This window comes from Mesorhizobium sp. B2-2-3, from assembly GCF_006442405.1.
Lineage (GTDB): Bacteria > Pseudomonadota > Alphaproteobacteria > Rhizobiales > Rhizobiaceae > Mesorhizobium.
The window spans coordinates 24,856-42,854 of sequence record NZ_VFWC01000013.1 but is presented as its reverse complement, the minus strand read 5'-3'; the positions used below and the strand labels follow the sequence as shown (position 1 = coordinate 42,854).

Below are 17,999 nucleotides of genomic sequence, written 5' to 3'. Positions count from 1 at the left end.
TCATGAAAAAAGACTATGCGTTTCTATTTCAGAAATGACAAAATGGAATGATTAGAGATGACCAGTCTTGACGTCGATGCCGTGCGGACCTTCGTCATGGTGGCCGACCTGCAGAGCTTCACGCGTGCGGCTGCCGCGCTGGGCAGCACCCAGGCGACGATCAGCGTTAAGCTGCGTCGGCTGGAAGAGAAGCTCGGCGCGCGTCTGATCGAACGAACGCCGCGCCGCGTGGCCCTCTCGGCAAGGGGAGCGGCTTTTCTCCCGGCGGCGCGTGAATTCCTTGCCGCCCACGAACGAGCCGTTACGGAATTTTCCGACGCGCCGTGTCGGCTTGCTCTCGGCTTTGTCGATCACGTCGCCGGGCCTGAGCTGTCCATATTGATAGCCCAGTTGCATGCCCATGATCCGTCGCTCGCGCTCAACATCAGGATCGATACGAGCTCCATGCTGGAGGAGGCTTTCGATCGCGGTGAGCTCGATGCGGTGATTGTCCATCAGGAAGACGACAGCCGCCGCGGCGAAGCCTTGTCGCGCACTCAATATGGCTGGTTCGCCGCCCCGGCCTTCGAATGGCGGCCGGGAACGCCATTGCGCCTGGCGCTGCTAAGCACCGTATGCAATTGCCCTGACCGCGTGAGAGCTGTCGAGACGCTGGATAAGGCAGGCATTGCCTGGAACGAGGCTTTCGTGGGCGGCGGCGGCGCAGCCGTCAATATCGCGGTGTCGGCCGGCTTCGCCGTCGCTGCGCTCGCCTACCGTGTCGCGCCGCCCGGCCTGGTCGAGGTGGGCCGCAAACTCGGCCTGCCGCCAATTCCACCTTCCGAGATCGTTTTGCATTCGCACGGCTTGGCGCCAAGGGCACGAGAGGCGCTGCACATGCTCGCGACCGCTTTTCGCGAGTATAATTCGCCGGCGGGATAGGCAAGGGTGTTCCTGATCCCGATTCTGTTGGTATGGATTGGGTTCCAGACTTCAGAGGGAACGAAATGGCCGAGATCACTATCCGCCCGCTCACAGAATCCGACCACGCCGACTGGCGCCGGCTTTGGACCGCTTACCTTGCTTTCTACGAGACGAAGCTGCCCCAAGAGGTCTACGAGGTCACCTGGAAGCGCCTGTTCACGCAAGGCGAGTTCGAACCGAAGGGCTTTATCGCCGTCCTCGACGGCAAGGCTGTCGGCCTCACCCATTACCTGTACCATCGCTCTTGCTGGTCCGAGAAGAACAACTGCTACTTGCAGGATCTGTTCGCCGACCCCGAAGTGCGCGGCAAGGGGATTGGCGCTGCGCTGATCGAAGCCGTGAAGCAGGAAGCCGGCAAGATCGGCGTCAGGAACGTCTACTGGATGACGCACGAAACCAACACCACGGCGCGCAAGCTCTATGACTATGTCGCGCGCCGCACCGGCTTCATCGAATATGATCTTCTATAGATAGAAAATGTTCATCCCCTTGTTCCTCGAACTGAAGGCAGCGCGCGTTCCCGTTTCGCTCAGGGAATACCTGTTGCTGCTGGAGGGGTTGGAAGCCGGGCTGGTCGACTACGACGTCGAAGGTTTTTACTACCTCGCTCGCGCCGCGCTGGTGAAGGACGAACGCCATATCGACCGCTTCGACCAGGTGTTCGCGCATATCTTCAAGGGTGTGGAGGCGCTCAGCGGTCCGAATGCCGTCAACGTCGCTGATATCCCCGAGGAATGGCTGCGCCGGCTGGCCGAAAAGCACCTGACCGAGGAGGAGAAAAAGCTGGTCGCGGCGCTCGGCGGTTTCGAGAAGCTGATGGAGACGCTGAAGCAGCGGCTCGAGGAACAGAAAGGCCGCCACCAAGGCGGCTCGAAATGGATCGGCACTGGCGGCACCTCGCCTTTCGGCGCTTATGGCTACAATCCCGAAGGCGTGCGCATCGGCCAGCATGAGAGCCGCAACCGCCGGGCCGTGAAGGTCTGGGACAGGCGCGAGTTCGGGAATTTCGACGACGCCGTCGAGCTCGGCACCCGCAACATCAAGATCGCGCTGAAGCGGCTGCGCCGCTGGGTGCGTGAAGGCGCCGAGGAGGAGTTCGACCTGCCCGGCACCATCCACGCCACCGCCGAGCACGGTTATCTCGACGTCAAGACGCGGCCAGAGCGGCGCAACGCGGTGAAGCTTTTGATGTTCTTCGATGTCGGCGGCTCGATGGACGACCACATCAGAAGCGTCGAGGAATTGTTCTCGGCCGCCCGCGCCGAATTCCGCCAGCTCGAATATTTTTATTTCCACAACTGCCTCTACGAGGGCGTGTGGAAGGACAATCGCCGCCGCCATGCCGAGACGATCCCGACCTTCGATCTCCTCCACAAATATGGGCCTGACTACAAGGTGATCGTGGTCGGCGATGCCTCGATGAGCCCTTACGAGATCGCGCATCCCGGTGGCTCGGTCGAGCACTGGAACCCGGAGGCGGGCGCCGTCTGGCTCGGCCGTCTGCTGCGGCAGTGGCCGAACGCGGTATGGCTGAACCCCGAGAGCCAGAAGAACTGGGGGTTCACCCATTCGATCGCTATGATCCGCGACATGTTCGGCGGCCGCATGTTTCCGCTGACGCTCGCCGGACTGGAAAGCGCCACCAAGCAATTGTCGCGCAAGCATTGAGCCGGGAAAATGACGGGAGGTTCCATGACCTGTTTCCTCTGCCTGCAATGCGGTGTCCAGTTCGCGCAGAGCGAAGCGCCCCCACAGCACTGTCCGATCTGCGAGGACGAGCGGCAATATGTGCGCTGGGAAGGCCAGGCCTGGACCACACCGGAAGAGCTCGCGGCCGGGCATCGGCTTGTGATGAAGGGCGATGCCGGCGTTCTCGCCTTCGGCATCGAGCCGCGCTTCGCCATCGGTCAGCGGGCGCTGCTGACGCAGACGCCGCACGGCAACGTTCTGTGGGACTGCATCTCGATGGTGACCGACGAGGCGGTGGCCGAGATCAATCGCCGCGGCGGCCTTGCCGGGATCGCCATCTCGCACTGCCACTACTATTCGGTGATGGTCGAATGGAGCGAGGCGTTTGGCGGCGTGCCGATCTATCTCCATGACGACGACCGGCAGTGGATCATGCGGCCACACCCGTCGATCGTCAGCTGGCAAGGCGAGACACTGGACCTGAACCCGGCGTTGACGCTCATCCGCTGCGGCGGCCACTTTGCCGGCGGCCAGGTGCTGCACTGGAAGCGCGAAGGCGGCAATGCTCTCCTGGCCGGCGATATCTTGCAGGTGACGCCGACCCGCCGCCACGTCAGCTTCATGTACAGCTATCCCAACTACATCCCGCTCAATGCGGCCGCCGTGCGCCGCATCGCGGCCGCGCTGGAGCCTTTCACATTCGATGACATCTACGGCGCGTGGTGGAACCAGAACATTATCGGTGGCGCGAAACAGGCGCTGGCGGCCTCCGTTGCGCGCTATCTCACGGCGATCGCATGAGGATTGCAGAAGGCACGCTCGAAAATGCGGGCAAATCTCGTAACAAACGCCTATCTTGTTGCGAATAGACATTGCGATCAACAACGAGCCGTCAAGGCCGAGGAGTTTTCTGCATGGACACCCACGCCTATCCCGTCACCCGCACCGACGCCGAATGGCGCGCCCGGCTGACGCCTGAGCAATATGCCGTCATGCGCAACCATGGCACCGAACGCCCGGGCAGCTGTGCGCTGCTTCACGAAAAGCGCGCCGGCACCTTCTTTTGCGTCGGCTGCGACCAGCCGCTGTTCGAATCCAAGCTGAAGTTCGAGAGCGGCACCGGCTGGCCGAGCTTCAACGACCCCGTTCCCGGTTCCATCGAGACCACGACCGACCGCAGCTACGGCATGGTCCGCACGGAATGCCATTGCGCTCGCTGCGGCAGCCATCTCGGCCACGTCTTCGAGGACGGCCCGCCGCCGACCGGGCTGCGCTACTGCATCAACGGCGTGGCGCTGAGATTCGAGCCGGCGGCCTGAGCGCGGCCTCGCCAACGCTTCCTGCGAAGGGCGGCCTCGGCCGCCTTTTTCGTGCAGCATTGTCAGACGACGACTGTTGCGATCAGCCAGAGCGCCGAACCCAGCATAGCAAGGGAGGCCTTGGCGCCCCCGGTTCGCTCCGCCGTCCGCCAGACGGCCGAGGTCAGGAAGATGTTGTAGGGCACCGGCGCGAAATGCACCGCCAGCACAAGACCGAGCGGCGTCTTCACCCCCAGCAGAATGAGCGCCGCCACGGACGATGCAATGTTGATCGCCGTGCCGACGAGCACCATATCGCGCCAGAACAGCCGGTCGAGCCGCACCTGGCCATCCCAACGCGAGCGGAAGAAATCCGCGAGCATCGGCGGCCTATCCCTGTCCCAGAACTTCGGTGACAGCGCACTCGAACCGCGAGCATTCGGTCACCAGCCAGTCCGTCATGGCCGGCCAATTGTCCTCGGCAAAGCAGTTGACCCGCCACTGTGAATTGATGCCGAGGTTTTGTGCGCTCTGCTCCGGCCTGAGCTTCAGCCGTTCCTCGATCGCCGGCTGAAACGGCTTGAGGCGCACCCAGACGTCGGTTGCGCCAAGCTTCTCGTTACGGCCGAAGAAGACGCCGACCACATTCTCGCTCGGCGCCACGTACATGGAGAGCACCAGCGCAAATTCCGGCAGCCCGCGCTGCCAGAACCAGGGCCCTCGCCTCGCCAGCCGGGTTCTTTCTTCCGGGTGACGCTCGGCAAACAGCGTCCAGAAGCCGCGTTGGCGGAACTCCGAGGCCCTTCGGCCGCCGAAGTCGAACTCACTCATCGCCGACCCCGGACGTCACGAGATGCCTCGCCTTACACCATGCCGAGGGCGGCCTTGTAGAGGTCCAGGATGGACTCCTCCTCCTGGCGCTCGGCCTGGTCCTTCTTGCGCAGCCGGATGATCGCGCGCATCGCCTTGGTGTCGAAGCCGGTGCCCTTGGCCTCGGCGAACACTTCCTTGATGTCGTCGGAAATGGTCTTCTTCTCCTCCTCGAGCCGCTCGATGCGCTCGATGAAGGCACGCAACTGGCCGGCGGCAACAGTCTGGCTGGTCTCTGTGATATCGTCGGCCATGTTTTTCTCCAAAAAAATCGATGCTTCGCCGCGACTCGGCAACCGTGCCGCCGCAAATTTCTGCGGTTCGATGCCCGACCGGGGACGGCGGGTCAAGCGGTTATCGAACAGGCTGGCAGGGCTGCCGACAGAAGCCGACAGTCTGTGGCTCTCTCTTGCGAGCTCTCAACTGAAGGCGATCAGCAGGTCCTTGGCATCGATCTGGTCGCCGGCCTTGACCAGCACCTCGGCGACCGTGCCGTCACGCTCGGCATGCAGCGCCGTTTCCATCTTCATTGCTTCGATGGAAAGCAGCACGTCGCCGGCCTTGACGGCCTGGCCGGCGGCCACAGCGAGCGCCGAGACGACGCCCGGCATCGGCGCTCCGACATGCGCCTCGTTGCCGGGTTCGGCCTTGCGCCTTGCCTTGGCGGCGGACGCGCCATGCGCCCGGTCGGGCACCTTGACGCGGCGCGGCTGGCCGTTGAGTTCGAAGAACACGGTGACCATGCCCTTGTCGTCCACGTCGCCGATCGCTTGGCAGCGCACGACCAGCGTCTTGCCCTTCTCGATGTCCACGAACACCTCGTCTTCGGGCTTCATGCCGTAGAAATAGGTCGGCGTCGGCAGCACGCTGACGGGACCGTAGGTTTCCTGCGCGGCCGCGAAGTCCGAGAAGACCTTCGGATACATCAGCCAGGAAGCGAACTCGTATTCGCTGAGCTTGCGCTCGAGCTTCCGTTCGATCTCCTTGCGGCTGGCCTTGAGGTCTGCCGGCTTGAGCAGCGAGCCCGGCCGCGCCGTGATCGGCCTGTCGCCCTTCAGCACTTTCTTCTGCAGCGCCTGCGGCCAGCCGCCAGGCGACTGGCCGAGATCGCCGCGCAGCATTGAGACGACCGAGTCCGGGAAGGCGATGTCCCTCGCCGGGTTCTCGACGTCGGCGACGGTGAGGTCCTGGCTGACCATCATAAGCGCCATGTCGCCGACCACCTTGGACGACGGGGTCACCTTGACGATGTCGCCGAACATCAGATTGACGTCATGATAGGTCTGCGCCACCTCGTGCCAGCGCGTCTCCAGCCCAAGCGAACGCGCCTGTTCCTTGAGGTTCGTGAACTGTCCGCCCGGCATCTCGTGCAGGTAAACTTCGGACGCCGGCCCCTTGAGGTCGCTTTCGAAGGCGGCATACTGGTTGCGCACCGCTTCCCAATAGAAGGAGATCCTCCGGATCCATTGCGGGTCGAGCCCGGGATCGCGCTCGGTGCCCTTCAGCGCCTCGACGATAGAGCCGAGGCAGGGCTGCGAGGTGTTGCCGGAGAACGCATCCATCGCCGCGTCGATGGCGTCGACGCCGCTCTCTACCGCCGCCAGAACCGTTGCCGCTGAGAGCCCCGATGTATCGTGTGTGTGGAAATGGATGGGCAGGTCTGTCGCTTCGCGCAGCGCCTTGAACAGCACGCGCGCGGCGCTCGGCTTCAACAGCCCGGCCATGTCCTTGACCGCTATGATATGGGCGCCGGCCGCCTCGAGCTCTTTCGCCAGCCCGACATAATATTTCAGGTCGTACTTCGCCCGCGTGGGATCGAGAATATCGCCGGTGTAGCAGATCGCGGCCTCGATCAGCTTCCCCTCGGCGCCGACCGCGTCCATGGCGACGCGCATGTTCTCGACCCAGTTCAGGCAGTCGAACACCCGGAACAGGTCGATGCCGCCTGATGCCGCCTGTTTGACGAAATGCTGCACGACATTGTCGGGATAGTTGGTGTAGCCGACGCCGTTGGCGCCCCGCAGAAGCATCTGCAGCAGGAGGTTGGGCGCCGCCTCGCGTACCAGCGAGAGCCGCTCCCAGGGATCCTCGGTGAGAAAGCGCATGGCGACGTCGAAAGTGGCGCCGCCCCAGCATTCAAGCGAAAGCAACTGCGGCAGGGCACGCGCATAGGTGCCCGCTATGCCGGCGATGTCGTGCGTGCGCACACGCGTCGCCAGCAGGGATTGATGGCCGTCGCGCATCGTCGTGTCGGTGACCAGCACCTCTTTTTGCGTGCGCATCCAGGCGGCGAATTTTTCCGGACCGAGCACGTCAAGCTTCTGCTTGCTGCCGCCGGGCACATTGCCGTTGAGGTAGGGCACCACGGGTGCGGCGGCATCGGCTTTCGGCTGCGGCCGGCCGCGCGTCTCGGGATGGCCGTTGACGCTGACGTCGGCAAGATAGTTGAGCAGCTTCGTGGCGCGGTCCTGGCGCTTGACCTGCTCGAACAGCTCCGGCGTCGTGTCGATGAACTTGGTCGTGTAGGAATTGTCGGCGAAGTTCGGGTGATTGATGATCGCTTCGAGGAAAGTCAGGTTTGTGGCCACGCCGCGGATGCGGAATTCGCGCAGCGCCCGGTTCATGCGTGCGATGGTCTCGGCCGGCGTCGGCGCCCATGCGGTCACCTTTTCCAGCAACGGGTCATAGAAGCGGGTAATGACCGCGCCCGAATAGGCGGTGCCGCCATCGAGGCGGATACCGAAGCCGGTGGCGCCGCGATAGGCAGTGATGCGGCCATAGTCCGGGATGAAATTGTGCTCGGGATCCTCGGTGGTGATGCGGCACTGCAGCGCGTGGCCGTTCAGCCTGATGTCCTTTTGTGCCGGAACGCCCGATTCGGGCGTGCCGATGGCGAAGCCGTCGAGAATGTGGATCTGCGCCTTGACGATGTCGATGCCCGTCACCTGTTCGGTGACGGTGTGCTCGACCTGGATGCGCGGATTGACCTCGATGAAATAGAACTTGCCGGTGTCGGCGTCCTGCAGGAACTCGACCGTGCCGGCGCCGATATAGCTGGTTTCGCGCGCGATCTTCAGCGCATGGCCGCACAGCTCCTGGCGCAGCTCCTCGCTGAGATAGGGCGCGGGCGCCCGCTCGACGACCTTCTGGTTGCGGCGCTGGATCGAGCAGTCGCGCTCGAACAGATGCACCGCATTGCCACTGGTATCGCCCAGGATCTGCACTTCGACATGGCGGGCGCGCTCGATCAGCTTTTCGAGATAGACCTCGTCCTTGCCGAAGGCGGCTTTCGCCTCGCGCTTGCCCTCCGTGACCTCGCGGGCGAGATCGGCCTCGGCTCGGATGGCGCGCATGCCGCGGCCGCCGCCGCCCCACGAAGCCTTCAGCATCAGGGGATAGCCGATCTCCGTGGCAAGTTTCTTGAACGCCTCCATGTCGTCCGGCAACGGATCGGTGGCGGGAATGACAGGCACGCCGACCTCGATGGCCAGATTGCGCGCCGCGACCTTGTTGCCAAGCCGGCGCATCGTCTCCGGCTTGGGCCCGATGAAGGTGATCCCGGCTTCGGCACAGGCCTCGGCGAATTCGGGGCTTTCCGAAAGCAGTCCATAGCCGGGGTGGATCGCATCGGCGCCCGACAGCCTGGCGACGCGGATCACCTCCTCGATCGAGAGATAGCTTTCGATCGGCCCCATATCCTTGTTGAGGTGCGGCCCGCGCCCGACCTGGTAACTCTCGTCGGCCTTGAAGCGATGCAGCGAATATTTGTCCTCCTCGGCCCAGATCGCCACCGTTTTGAGGCCGAGTTCATTGGCCGCGCGAAACACGCGGATGGCGATTTCGGACCGGTTGGCGACGAGGATCTTCGTGATGGCCAAGGATTGGGCTCCAGCAGCGGAAGGGAAGAGCAAGCGGCGCCATGATTAGCGTGAAAATGCTGCAGTGCAAACAAAATTTGACGCACGTTTAAACCGATTTAAACCCGAGTCTTCGCCTTGAGAGCGTGGTCCCAAACGGCTGAACATCAGCGGAAAGCCGCCGCTGGCCTCAAAACGAGGATCCTCGCCAGCCAATAAACGCGCGATCGCTGCTTCAGCAAAAGAAAATGCCCGGCGCGAGGCGCCGGGCATTCCGTGAAGTCAATGCGGACAGGCTTACATCTTCTGGACGTAGGTGTACTTGCCGTCGTCGCCCTTCTTCCACTCGTACATGACGTAGCCGGGCAGCGTCGGGTCACCCTTGGCGTCGTAGGAGAGGTCGCCGAGCACGGTCTTGAACGGACCCTTCTCATGCAGCGCCTTGGCAACTTCCTGCGGGTCGTTGGACTTGGCAGCGGTGGCTGCCTCGGCGATCGCCTGCATGGCTGCGTAGGCGTAGAGCGTATAGGCCTCCGGCTCGAAGCCCTGCGCGCGGAACTTCTCGACCAGTTCCTTGTTGGCCGGGATCAGGCGAGGGTCCGGGCCGAACGTGTTGAGTGTGCCCGCGACCGCGTCGCCAGCGATCGAAGCCAGTTCGTTCGACACGATGCCGTCGCCGGAAACCAGCGTCGCCTTGAGGCCCTGGTCGGCCGCCTGGCGGATGATCAGGCCGGCTTCAGTGTGCAGGCCGCCCCAGTAGATGATGGAGACGCCGGCTTCCTTCATCTTGGCGATCAGCGCCGAGAAGTCCTTGTCGCCGACATTGACGCCTTCATACATGACTTCCTTCACGCCCTTGGCGTTCATAGCCTTCTTGGTCTCGTCGGCAAGGCCCTGGCCGTAGGTGGTCTTGTCGTGCACGACGGCGATCTTGGCGTCCTTGAAATTGGCCGCCAGATAACCGCCGGCGATGCCGCCCTGCTGGTCATCGCGTCCGCAGGTGCGGAACACGTTCCACAGGCCGCGCTCGGTGAACTGGGGGTTGGTCGCGGCAGGCGTAATCTCGACGATGCCGTTTTCCGCGTAGACTTCCGACGCCGGAATGGAGACGCCCGAGTTGAAGTGGCCGACCACGAACTTGACGCCGTCGCCGACGAACTTGTTGGCGACCGAGATGCCTTGCTTCGGATCGGAGACGTCGTCGCCGACTTCGAGCTTGATCTGCTCGCCGTTGATGCCGCCCGCCGCATTGATGTCGGCGACCGCCTGCTCCGCGCCCTTCTGCAACTGTGCGCCGAAGGCGGCATTCGGACCCGTGATCGGGCCAGCAACGCCGACCATTAGATCAGCCCACGCATTGCCGCTGAACGCGATCAGCGCGGTCAGGGCGACGGCGGACAAAAGTGATTTTTTCATTTAAACGCTCCCATTAACGGAGTGGGCGTGGATGAAGCTTTCATGCGATGCCCACCCTTATCGCAGAAAGCATAGTTTGCCGATTTTCAGGCACTTGTCACGCCGATTCATCCCCGAAACGGCGTTAATGATGAACGTCAACCTTTCGGTTTCCAGCTCAAGATTGAAGCTCTTTCGTAGAGCCAATTATACTGTGTCACCATCTGGTTGGTTCGTGTGTATTGATAGCCGACGAAGCCGAGGATCATCAGCACGATGGTGTCGACGACATAGTAATGCAGCGAGAACATCGTGCCGTTGAACAGCGCGTGATGGATGAAGCGGATGCCGATGCCGAGACCCAGCAGATAGGCGAACAGCTGGACGAAGCTGCGCCAGGTCTGGGCACTGGCCTTGCCGGTCATCCATGCCGCCCAGCCGCCGAGCAGGCAGGTGACGAAGAAGAACTGCCAGATGGACGGTTCCTCGTAGAGAATGCCTTGCATGGTAAGGACTCCTGAACTCAGTGATGGCCGCCTTCGAGATAGGCGGCGCGCACTTCCGGGTTGGCGAGCAGTTCCTTGCCGGTGCCGCTCATGGTCACATTGCCGTTGACCATGACATAGCCGCGCGTCGCCAGCTTCAGCGCGCCGAAGGCGTTCTGCTCGACCAGGAACACGGTCAGCCCCTGCGTGCGGTTCAGCTCGCGAATGGCATCGAAGATCTGTTTGACGATCAGCGGCGCAAGACCGAGCGACGGCTCGTCGAGCAGAAGCAGCTTCGGCCGCGCCATCAGCGCGCGCCCGATCGACAGCATCTGCTGCTCGCCGCCCGATAGCGTGCCGCCGCGCTGGGCGATGCGCTCCTTCAGGCGCGGGAACAGCACGAACACCTTCTCGACGTCCTCGTCATAGTGCTTGAGGTTGTCGAGGCTGGCGCCCATCTGCAGGTTTTCCATCACCGTCATGCGCGGGAAGATGCGCCGGCCTTCGGGAGACTGGGCAATGCGCAAGCGCGCGATCTCGTGCGTCGGCAATTGGGTGATGTCGGCGCCGGCGAAGGTGATGGTGCCCGCGCGGGCGCGCGGCGCTCCAAAAATGGTCATCATCAGCGTCGATTTGCCGGCGCCGTTGGCGCCGATCAGCGCCACGATCTCGCCCTCGTTGACGGTGACGTCGACGCCGTTCAGCGCACGGATGTTGCCGTAATAGGTCTGCACGCCCTTGATATCGAGCAGCGTCTTCCCGGCCATCACTTGCCCCCTCCGCGCTTGGCCCGAACGGGCTTGCCCGCTCCTGTCGCGGGCGTTGCTGCCTGCTTACCGGAAGCATGGCTCGTCGCCACCTTGCCGGCGTCGACGCGGCGCGAGAATTCCGTGTCCTTGCCCTGGCTAAGCAGCCTGGCCTGCTTGACCCATTCTTCGCGGGCGATGCGTCCGTCAAAGGCGAGATACGCTTCGACGGCCTCGACATCGGCCTTCTTCCAAGCGCCGATCTGGTCGAAGTGAAAGATGCCGTGTTCGTTGAGCTTCTTCTCGTTGACCGCGCCGATCCCCTTGATGCGGGTGAGATTGTCGGCCTTGCCGCCGCGGGGCGCCGCCAGGCGGTTCGAGATGCCCGCGGCCTTCGCGGCCGGCGTCTTGGCCCCTGTCTTGACACTCGCCTTGGTGGCCGGCTTCGCCACCGGCTTGGTCCGCGAAGCAGGTGCTGGCGCGACAGTCTTGCCCGCAGCGCTCGCCGCCCGCGCATCGACCTGCGCCGCCTTCGAGGCGCCCTTCGACACCGTGATGCGCTCGCCTTCGCTATGGCCGACCGTGTCGCTCACCGGGCCGGCGAGATAGGACGACGATGTTCCCGGACCATGCGCGGCATCGGGACCGGTATCGAGTTGCTCGATGACGTCCTCGTCGCCGACTTCGGTCAGCACGGTCTCGACCTCCTCATCGTCGACGCCGAGATAGGCGGCGATGACGCGCGGATCGGTGCGCACCGACTGCGGATTGCCGTCGGAGATCTTGCGGCCGTATTCCAGCACCACGACGTGATCGGAGATCTGCATGACCACCGACATGTCGTGCTCGATCAGCAGGATCGAGGTGCCGGTGTTGTTCTTGATGTCCATCAGCAGGTCGTTGAGCGCGGCCGATTCCTTTGGATTGAGACCGGCGGCGGGCTCGTCGAGGCACAAAAGCTCCGGGCCGGTGCACATGGCGCGCGCGATCTCGAGGCGCCGCTGCGCGCCATAGGGCAGGTCGCCGGCCGGATCGTCGGCGCGGTCGACCAGATCGGCTTTCTCAAGCCAGTGCTTGGCAAGTTCGACGGATTCGGCCGAGGCCTTGCGGTAACCGCTGAAGCCGAACAGGCCGAGCACCGTATAGCCCGAAGCCTTCATCAGCTTGTTGTGCTGGGCAACGAGCAGGTTCTCGAGCACCGTCATGCCCGAGAACAGGCGGATGTTCTGGAAGGTGCGCGCCACCTTGGCGCGCGCCGGGATCTCATGGTTGGGCAGCCGTTCGAGCAGGTAGATCGAGCCGTCCTGCCGGGTGAGAGTGATCATGCCTTCCGACGGCTTGTAGAAGCCGGTGATGCAGTTGAACACGGTGGTCTTGCCGGCGCCGTTGGGCCCGATCAGCGCGGTGATCTCGCCGCGCCTGGCGGTGAAGGACAGGTCGCCGATCGCGACCAGGCCGCCGAACTTCATCGACAGGTGTTCGACGTTCAGGATGGCGTCGTTCATGGAGGGGTTCGCGTTCATCAGCCGTGCCCCTCCTTGGTGAAGGAACTGGAGACAGCCCTTCGCACCTTGAGGAAGGCGGTCGGCTCACGGCTGCCGACAAAGCCGCGCGGCTTCCACAGCATGACGATCACCATGGCCATGCCGAACAGCAGCATACGGTAGAGTTCCGGCGTGAAGTCGGGTCCGAAGACCTGCTTGAGGAAGTCGAGTTCGCGCAGCACCTCGGTGCCGCCGATCATGACCAGAGCCGCGACGGCAATGCCGACCAGTGATCCCATGCCGCCAAGCACGACGATGGCCAGGATGATGGCCGATTCCAGGAAGACGAAGGATTCGGGGCTGACGAAGCCTTGCCGGGCGGCGAAGAACGAGCCGGCAAAACCGCCGAACATGGCGCCGGTGGCAAAGGCGGTCAGCTTGGTGGTCGTGGTGTTGATGCCGAGCGAGCGGCAGGCGATCTCGTCCTCGCGCAAGGCTTCCCAGGCGCGGCCGACCGGCATGCGCCTCAGCCTGACCGTGACGAAGGCGGTGAGCAGCGCCAGCCCCAGGATGAGGTAATAGAGGAAGATCTTGTAATAGGCGCTCGATGTGGCGATGTTCAGCACCTTGCCGATGTAGTTCGGATCCGAGACGTTGAAGCTCATCAGGCCGAAGAAGGTGACCTTCGGGATGCCGGAAATGCCGGCCGAGCCATTGGTCACCTCGCGCCAGTTGATGATCACCAGCCGGATGATCTCGCCGAAGGCAAGCGTCACGATGGCCAGGTAGTCGCCGCGCAGGCGCAGCACCGGAAAGCCGAGCAGCACGCCCCAGAAGGCGGCCATGGCGCCTGCGGCCGGCAGGAGGATCCAGAAGGAGAGGCCGTAATGCGTGCCGAGCAGCGCATAGGCATAGGCGCCGACGGCATAGAAGGCGACATAGCCGAGGTCGAGCAGGCCGGCCAGACCGACGACGATGTTCAGCCCCCAGGCCAGCATGACATAGATCAGGATCTGGATGCCGAAATTATCGACCCATTTCAGCGACCCTTGCAGCCCGCCGACGAGCGACCACGACATCAGCGACAGCATGCCCACGACAATGATCGGATAGAGCACCAGTGCGGCGATGCCGAGTTTTGTGAAGTTGGCATGGATGAAGCCGCGGAAATAGTAGATCACGCAGGCCAGCGCGTAGATGACCGCAAGGGCGCGCAGGAATTGCAGATAGCCGGCCGGCTCCGCCCCTACCCAGCCGGCGAGAGACCTGCTGAAGACGAACAGCAGCGCCGCGACGATGACGGCCACGATGAAGGCTGGAAAGAGGAAGAAGCGCGACGCCACGCTGGCCGGCAGCAAGCCGGTGGCGACGTCGGCGATCTTCTGGTTGGCCAAAAAGGGCTGGCCGTAGGCGACATAGAGGAAGCGTCCGACGGCCGTGGCGATGACCACTGCGGCGAGCAACCCCCAGCGCTGCACCAGGATCAGCTCGTTTGAGATGTTCTGGTCGGTCTTGAGCCCGATGAACAGCACGAACAGGCCGAGCGCGATGGCACCGGCATAGAAGGCCTCGCGCAAGGCGCGCTGCATGGGCGTGGCTGCGACGGTGTCGCGCTCGGGAGATACGGTGACGGCCATGATCTCAGACCTTTTCGACTTCTGGCCGGCCGAGAATGCCGGAAGGCAGGAAGATCAGCACGATAGCCAGGATCGAGAAGGCGGCGACATCCTTGTAGTCGATCGAGAAATAGGCCGACCACATGCTCTCGATGAAGCCGATCAAAAGGCCGCCCAGCACCGCGCCCGGCAACGAACCGATGCCGCCCAGCACCGCTGCGGTGAATGCCTTCACGCCGGGCACGAAGCCGTCCGAGAAGGCGATGACGCCGTAATACATCAGGAACAGCGTGCCGGCGACGGCGGCAAGTGCCGCGCCCATGATGAAGGTGATCGAGATGGTGCGGTCGACATCGATGCCGAGCAGCGCCGCCATCTTGCGGTCCTGCTCGCAGGCGCGCTGCGCCCGGCCAAGCGAGGTTTTGTTGACCAGGTACCAGAACAACACCAAGAGCAACGCGGTGACGACGACGATGATGATCTGCTTCAGCGACACGCTGATACCCTCGATGTTGTAGACCTTCGACACCATCGGCGGGATCGGCTTGTTGCGCGGGCCTTGCGTCACCTGCACGAAATTCGACAGCGCGATCGACATGCCGATGGCGGTGATCAGCGGCGCCAGCCGGAACGAGCCGCGCAGCGGCCGGTAGGCCACCTTCTCGATCGTCCAGTTGTAGAGGCTGGTCAGCAGCATCGCCACGATCATCATCACCAACAGCGCGATGACCACGGGAACCGAATAGAACAGGGCGCCCAGGATGAGGAAAACGATCAGCGCCGTGAAAGCGCCCACCATGAAGATATCGCCATGAGCAAAGTTGATCATGCCGATGATGCCGTAGACCATCGTGTAGCCGATCGCGATCAGCCCATAGATCGATCCCAGCGTCAGCCCATTGATAAGCTGCTGGACAAAATACTGCATGTGTACATGGCTCCCCTGGAATGTCGCCCATGCAGACGCATTCCTTTTCGTATTTCCCCTAGTCGTAAGGTTTCGAGACGGGATTGCAACGTCATTTTTTGATCGTCATGCGTGTTTCCGACTGCACGCCGTTCGATTGCCCGTTTTTTCGCACCCGCCCCCTGGACTATCGCGGACCCTATCATTGGCATAACGCAATGTCTTTGACGATTAAGCGTCATCATGCGCTCCATTTCGAAGAAATCGCCGTCAAAATAAGTTGATGAGACGATTTGTTGCGCTCGTGACAGCAATCCTTTTTGTCCTTCCCGACCTTCCGCAGCGTGATGAATCGCCTATTTGACGACGAAGCCGTGCGCGAACGGATCGCGGTCATCGATGAAGATCGTGTTGAGCCCGGTCATGCGCGCCCAGCCGCCGATCGAGGGAATGATCGCCGGCTTGCCTGCGACCGTGACGTCTTTTTCAACCTTGCCCTTGAACAGCGAGCCGATGATCGATTCATGGACGAACGCATCGCCGGCCTTGAGCTTGCCCTTGGCATGGAGCTGCGCCATGCGCGCCGAGGTGCCCGTGCCGCACGGTGAGCGGTCGATCGCCTTGTCGCCGTAGAAGACCGCATTGCGCGCGTCCGCACCCGCCACCGTCGGCTCGCCGGTCCACAGCATGTGCGACAGCCGGTTGATGCCCGGATTCTCCGGATGCACGAAAGAGTATTTCTCGTTGAGGCGCTGCCGCACCACCGGGCTCCAGGCGATGAGGTCGCCCGCCGAATGATCAGCCATGTCGCGATAGTTTTTCTGCGGCTCGACGATGGCGTAGAAATTGCCGCCATAGGCGACGTCGACGACGATCTCGCCGAGCCCGGGGCATTCGACCGTCAACCCCTCGGCATGGAGGAAGGAGGGCACGTTGGTGATGCGCACCTCCTCGACATATTCGCCGACCTGTTTGTATTCGGCGATGACCAGGCCGGCCGGTGTGTCGAGCCTGAGCACGCCGGGCGTCTTCGGCTTGATCAGCCCGTGCTCGATGGCCATCGTCACCGTGCCGATGGTGCCGTGGCCGCACATTGGCAGGCAGCCCGAGGTCTCGATGAACAGGATGGCGATGTCGCAATCCTCGCGCGTCGGCGGGTTGAGGATCGAGCCGGACATGACATCGTGGCCGCGCGGCTCGAACATCAGGCCGGTGCGGATCCAGTCATATTCGGCCAGGAAATGCGCGCGCCGCTCCATCATCGTCGAACCCTGGAGCAGCGGGCCGCCGCCGGCGACCAATCGCACCGGGTTGCCGCAGGTGTGGCCGTCGATGCAGAAGAAGGATTTCCTGGCCATGACGCTCCTCGAAAAATCAAAACCGTTGTGGACTGAAGGGGGCCACGTCGATCGGCGGAGTCTGCCCCAGGACAAGCTCGCGGATCAACCGTCCCGTCGCAGCAGCCTGGGTCAGGCCAAGATGGCCGTGGCCGAAAGCGTAGACCACCGGCCGGCTTCCCGATGCGCGGCCCACGACAGGCAATGAATCCGGCAGCGAGGGACGAAACCCCATCCATTCGCGTCCGCCCGAAGGATCGAGGCCCGGCAGGAAGTCTTGCGCCTTGCGCAGCAGCGCCTTCGAGCGCGCGTAGTTGGGCGGCCGCTCGATGCCGCCGAGCTCGACCGCGCCGCCGATGCGCAGGCCCGTGTCGAGCGGCGTGATGACGAAGCCTTGGCCGGAGAAGATCAGCATCCGCTTCACCTCGAAGGCGGCCTTTGGCAACGTCGTGTTGTAGCCGCGCTCGGTTTCGAGCGGAATGCGGTCGCCGAGCTGCCGCGCCAGCAGATGCGACCAGGCGCCGGCGTTGACGACCAGGTGCCGGGCTTGCCGCGTCGTGCCGTCGGCCAGCGTCAACGTCGCGCCGTTCCCGTCCGCGGCGACGCCGGCGATGCGGGCCTTCTCGAACCGCGCGCCCTTGGATTGCGCATAGTCCCAGATCGCCTTGCCGAGCAGTTTTGGATCGGCGATTGTCTTCCAGCCCGGCACGAACGTGCCTTTGCCGAAGCGCGGCGACAGGCCGGGCTGCAGCTCCGCCAGCTCCTCGCCGCCGACATGGCGGAAGCCGATGCCGAAGCGCTGGCGCGCCGCCCAGCCGGACAGCGAGGCCTGGAATTCGGCCCCGCTTTCGTAGAGTTCGAGCGAGCCATCCTCGCGCAGCATCCGCCTCGTGCCGGAGCGGTCGAGCAGGCCCATCCATTCGGCCTCGGCGAGCGCCATCATTGCGGCCTGCGCCACCAGGCCAGCCTCGTAGTGCTTCGCCGAGCCGGCACGCCAGAAGCGGATCAGCCAGGGCAGCAGCTTCGGCAGGTAGGCGGGCGGGATGGCGAGCGGGCCGAGCGGATCGGCCAGCCATTTCGGCAATTGCCGGAGCATGCCCTTGTGCGCCAGTGGCAGCACGTCGGAAAAGGCGAAGGCGGCGGCATTGCCGGAGCTCGTCTCCTCGCAGATGCCGGTGCGGTCGTAGACCGTGACGTTTCGCCCCGCCTCGGCAAGAAACGCCGCCGCGCAGATGCCGATGATGCCGCCGCCGACGATGGCGATATCTATTTCTTCTCCCTGTTCACGGGGAGAAGACGCCCGCAGGGCGGGGCGCCGCCGCGCTTCCATCGATTTGGAACTTCCTGTCACC

17 protein-coding genes are annotated in these 17,999 nt (G+C 63.4%); 5 read left to right on the top strand and 12 right to left on the bottom strand.

Annotation, left to right across the window (positions count from 1 at the left end; genetic code table 11):
- The first annotated feature begins 57 nt into the window (after positions 1-57).
- From FJ951_RS22375 to msrB, 5 genes are all read left to right on the top strand, one after another.
- Complete coding sequence (locus FJ951_RS22375) at positions 58-921, top strand: LysR family transcriptional regulator (protein ID WP_140517537.1); 864 nt, start codon at positions 58-60, stop codon at positions 919-921.
- Between the two features lie 65 nt (positions 922-986).
- On the top strand, positions 987-1,433 hold the full coding sequence (locus tag FJ951_RS22370) for a GNAT family N-acetyltransferase (protein ID WP_140517536.1): 447 nt from the start codon (positions 987-989) through the stop codon (positions 1,431-1,433).
- 7 nt (positions 1,434-1,440) lie between these two features.
- Positions 1,441-2,631 (top strand): VWA domain-containing protein, encoded by a 1,191-nt coding sequence (locus FJ951_RS22365; RefSeq protein WP_140517535.1) that lies wholly within the window; start codon positions 1,441-1,443, stop codon positions 2,629-2,631.
- A 24-nt stretch (positions 2,632-2,655) separates the two neighbouring features.
- Positions 2,656-3,453 (top strand): MBL fold metallo-hydrolase, encoded by a 798-nt coding sequence (locus tag FJ951_RS22360; RefSeq protein WP_140493101.1) that lies wholly within the window; start codon positions 2,656-2,658, stop codon positions 3,451-3,453.
- 113 nt (positions 3,454-3,566) lie between these two features.
- Positions 3,567-3,971 (top strand): peptide-methionine (R)-S-oxide reductase MsrB, encoded by a 405-nt coding sequence (gene msrB / locus FJ951_RS22355; RefSeq protein WP_140493098.1) that lies wholly within the window; start codon positions 3,567-3,569, stop codon positions 3,969-3,971.
- Between the two features lie 62 nt (positions 3,972-4,033).
- Here the strand turns inward: msrB and FJ951_RS22350 are convergent, their stop codons facing one another.
- From FJ951_RS22350 to FJ951_RS22295, 12 genes are all read right to left on the bottom strand, one after another.
- Positions 4,034-4,333, bottom strand: a complete 300-nt coding sequence (locus FJ951_RS22350; RefSeq protein WP_140517534.1) for a hypothetical protein — start codon at positions 4,331-4,333, stop codon at positions 4,034-4,036.
- 7 nt (positions 4,334-4,340) lie between these two features.
- Positions 4,341-4,781: a hypothetical protein gene (locus FJ951_RS22345; protein ID WP_140517533.1), complete on the bottom strand. Its 441-nt coding sequence runs from the start codon at positions 4,779-4,781 to the stop codon at positions 4,341-4,343.
- Between the two features lie 32 nt (positions 4,782-4,813).
- Positions 4,814-5,074, bottom strand: a complete 261-nt coding sequence (locus FJ951_RS22340; protein WP_140493089.1) for a DUF2312 domain-containing protein — start codon at positions 5,072-5,074, stop codon at positions 4,814-4,816.
- A gap of 165 nt (positions 5,075-5,239) precedes the next feature.
- Positions 5,240-8,698 (bottom strand): pyruvate carboxylase, encoded by a 3,459-nt coding sequence (gene pyc / locus FJ951_RS22335; protein ID WP_140517532.1) that lies wholly within the window; start codon positions 8,696-8,698, stop codon positions 5,240-5,242.
- 276 nt (positions 8,699-8,974) lie between these two features.
- Entirely contained in the window at positions 8,975-10,093 is a 1,119-nt protein-coding gene (locus tag FJ951_RS22330) for a branched-chain amino acid ABC transporter substrate-binding protein (protein WP_140517531.1), read from the bottom strand.
- Between the two features lie 137 nt (positions 10,094-10,230).
- On the bottom strand, positions 10,231-10,578 hold the full coding sequence (locus FJ951_RS22325) for a DUF6867 family protein (RefSeq protein WP_140493080.1): 348 nt from the start codon (positions 10,576-10,578) through the stop codon (positions 10,231-10,233).
- Between the two features lie 17 nt (positions 10,579-10,595).
- Positions 10,596-11,324, bottom strand: coding sequence for an ABC transporter ATP-binding protein (locus FJ951_RS22320; protein ID WP_140517530.1), 729 nt, complete (start codon positions 11,322-11,324; stop codon positions 10,596-10,598).
- On the bottom strand, positions 11,324-12,826 hold the full coding sequence (locus FJ951_RS22315; RefSeq protein WP_140517529.1) for an ATP-binding cassette domain-containing protein: 1,503 nt from the start codon (positions 12,824-12,826) through the stop codon (positions 11,324-11,326). Before FJ951_RS22315 ends, FJ951_RS22320 begins: the two co-directional genes overlap by 1 nt.
- Positions 12,826-14,424: a high-affinity branched-chain amino acid ABC transporter permease LivM gene (gene livM / locus FJ951_RS22310; RefSeq protein ID WP_140493070.1), complete on the bottom strand. Its 1,599-nt coding sequence runs from the start codon at positions 14,422-14,424 to the stop codon at positions 12,826-12,828. Before livM ends, FJ951_RS22315 begins: the two co-directional genes overlap by 1 nt.
- 4 nt (positions 14,425-14,428) lie before the next feature.
- Positions 14,429-15,331, bottom strand: coding sequence for a branched-chain amino acid ABC transporter permease LivH (locus FJ951_RS22305; RefSeq protein ID WP_140493067.1), 903 nt, complete (start codon positions 15,329-15,331; stop codon positions 14,429-14,431).
- A gap of 335 nt (positions 15,332-15,666) precedes the next feature.
- Complete coding sequence (locus FJ951_RS22300) at positions 15,667-16,668, bottom strand: 4-hydroxyproline epimerase (RefSeq protein WP_140517528.1); 1,002 nt, start codon at positions 16,666-16,668, stop codon at positions 15,667-15,669.
- A 16-nt stretch (positions 16,669-16,684) separates the two neighbouring features.
- Entirely contained in the window at positions 16,685-17,998 is a 1,314-nt protein-coding gene (locus tag FJ951_RS22295; RefSeq protein WP_246671770.1) for an FAD-binding oxidoreductase, read from the bottom strand.
- Position 17,999 lies beyond the last annotated feature (1 nt).

What these genes read in the sequence shown, in the direction of transcription:
- FJ951_RS22375 (WP_140517537.1), top strand. Translation starts at nt 58, where the DNA reads ATGACCAGTCTTGACGTCGATGCCGTGCGGACCTTCGTCATGGTGGCC.
- FJ951_RS22370 (WP_140517536.1), top strand. Translation starts at nt 987, where the DNA reads ATGGCCGAGATCACTATCCGCCCGCTCACAGAATCCGACCACGCCGAC.
- FJ951_RS22365 (WP_140517535.1), top strand. Translation starts at nt 1,441, where the DNA reads ATGTTCATCCCCTTGTTCCTCGAACTGAAGGCAGCGCGCGTTCCCGTT.
- FJ951_RS22360 (WP_140493101.1), top strand. Translation starts at nt 2,656, where the DNA reads ATGACCTGTTTCCTCTGCCTGCAATGCGGTGTCCAGTTCGCGCAGAGC.
- msrB (WP_140493098.1), top strand. Translation starts at nt 3,567, where the DNA reads ATGGACACCCACGCCTATCCCGTCACCCGCACCGACGCCGAATGGCGC.
- FJ951_RS22350 (WP_140517534.1), bottom strand. Translation starts at nt 4,333, where the DNA reads ATGCTCGCGGATTTCTTCCGCTCGCGTTGGGATGGCCAGGTGCGGCTC.
- FJ951_RS22345 (WP_140517533.1), bottom strand. Translation starts at nt 4,781, where the DNA reads ATGAGTGAGTTCGACTTCGGCGGCCGAAGGGCCTCGGAGTTCCGCCAA.
- FJ951_RS22340 (WP_140493089.1), bottom strand. Translation starts at nt 5,074, where the DNA reads ATGGCCGACGATATCACAGAGACCAGCCAGACTGTTGCCGCCGGCCAG.
- FJ951_RS22330 (WP_140517531.1), bottom strand. Translation starts at nt 10,093, where the DNA reads ATGAAAAAATCACTTTTGTCCGCCGTCGCCCTGACCGCGCTGATCGCG.
- FJ951_RS22325 (WP_140493080.1), bottom strand. Translation starts at nt 10,578, where the DNA reads ATGCAAGGCATTCTCTACGAGGAACCGTCCATCTGGCAGTTCTTCTTC.
- FJ951_RS22320 (WP_140517530.1), bottom strand. Translation starts at nt 11,324, where the DNA reads ATGGCCGGGAAGACGCTGCTCGATATCAAGGGCGTGCAGACCTATTAC.
- FJ951_RS22315 (WP_140517529.1), bottom strand. Translation starts at nt 12,826, where the DNA reads ATGAACGCGAACCCCTCCATGAACGACGCCATCCTGAACGTCGAACAC.
- livM (WP_140493070.1), bottom strand. Translation starts at nt 14,424, where the DNA reads ATGGCCGTCACCGTATCTCCCGAGCGCGACACCGTCGCAGCCACGCCC.
- FJ951_RS22305 (WP_140493067.1), bottom strand. Translation starts at nt 15,331, where the DNA reads ATGCAGTATTTTGTCCAGCAGCTTATCAATGGGCTGACGCTGGGATCG.
- FJ951_RS22300 (WP_140517528.1), bottom strand. Translation starts at nt 16,668, where the DNA reads ATGGCCAGGAAATCCTTCTTCTGCATCGACGGCCACACCTGCGGCAAC.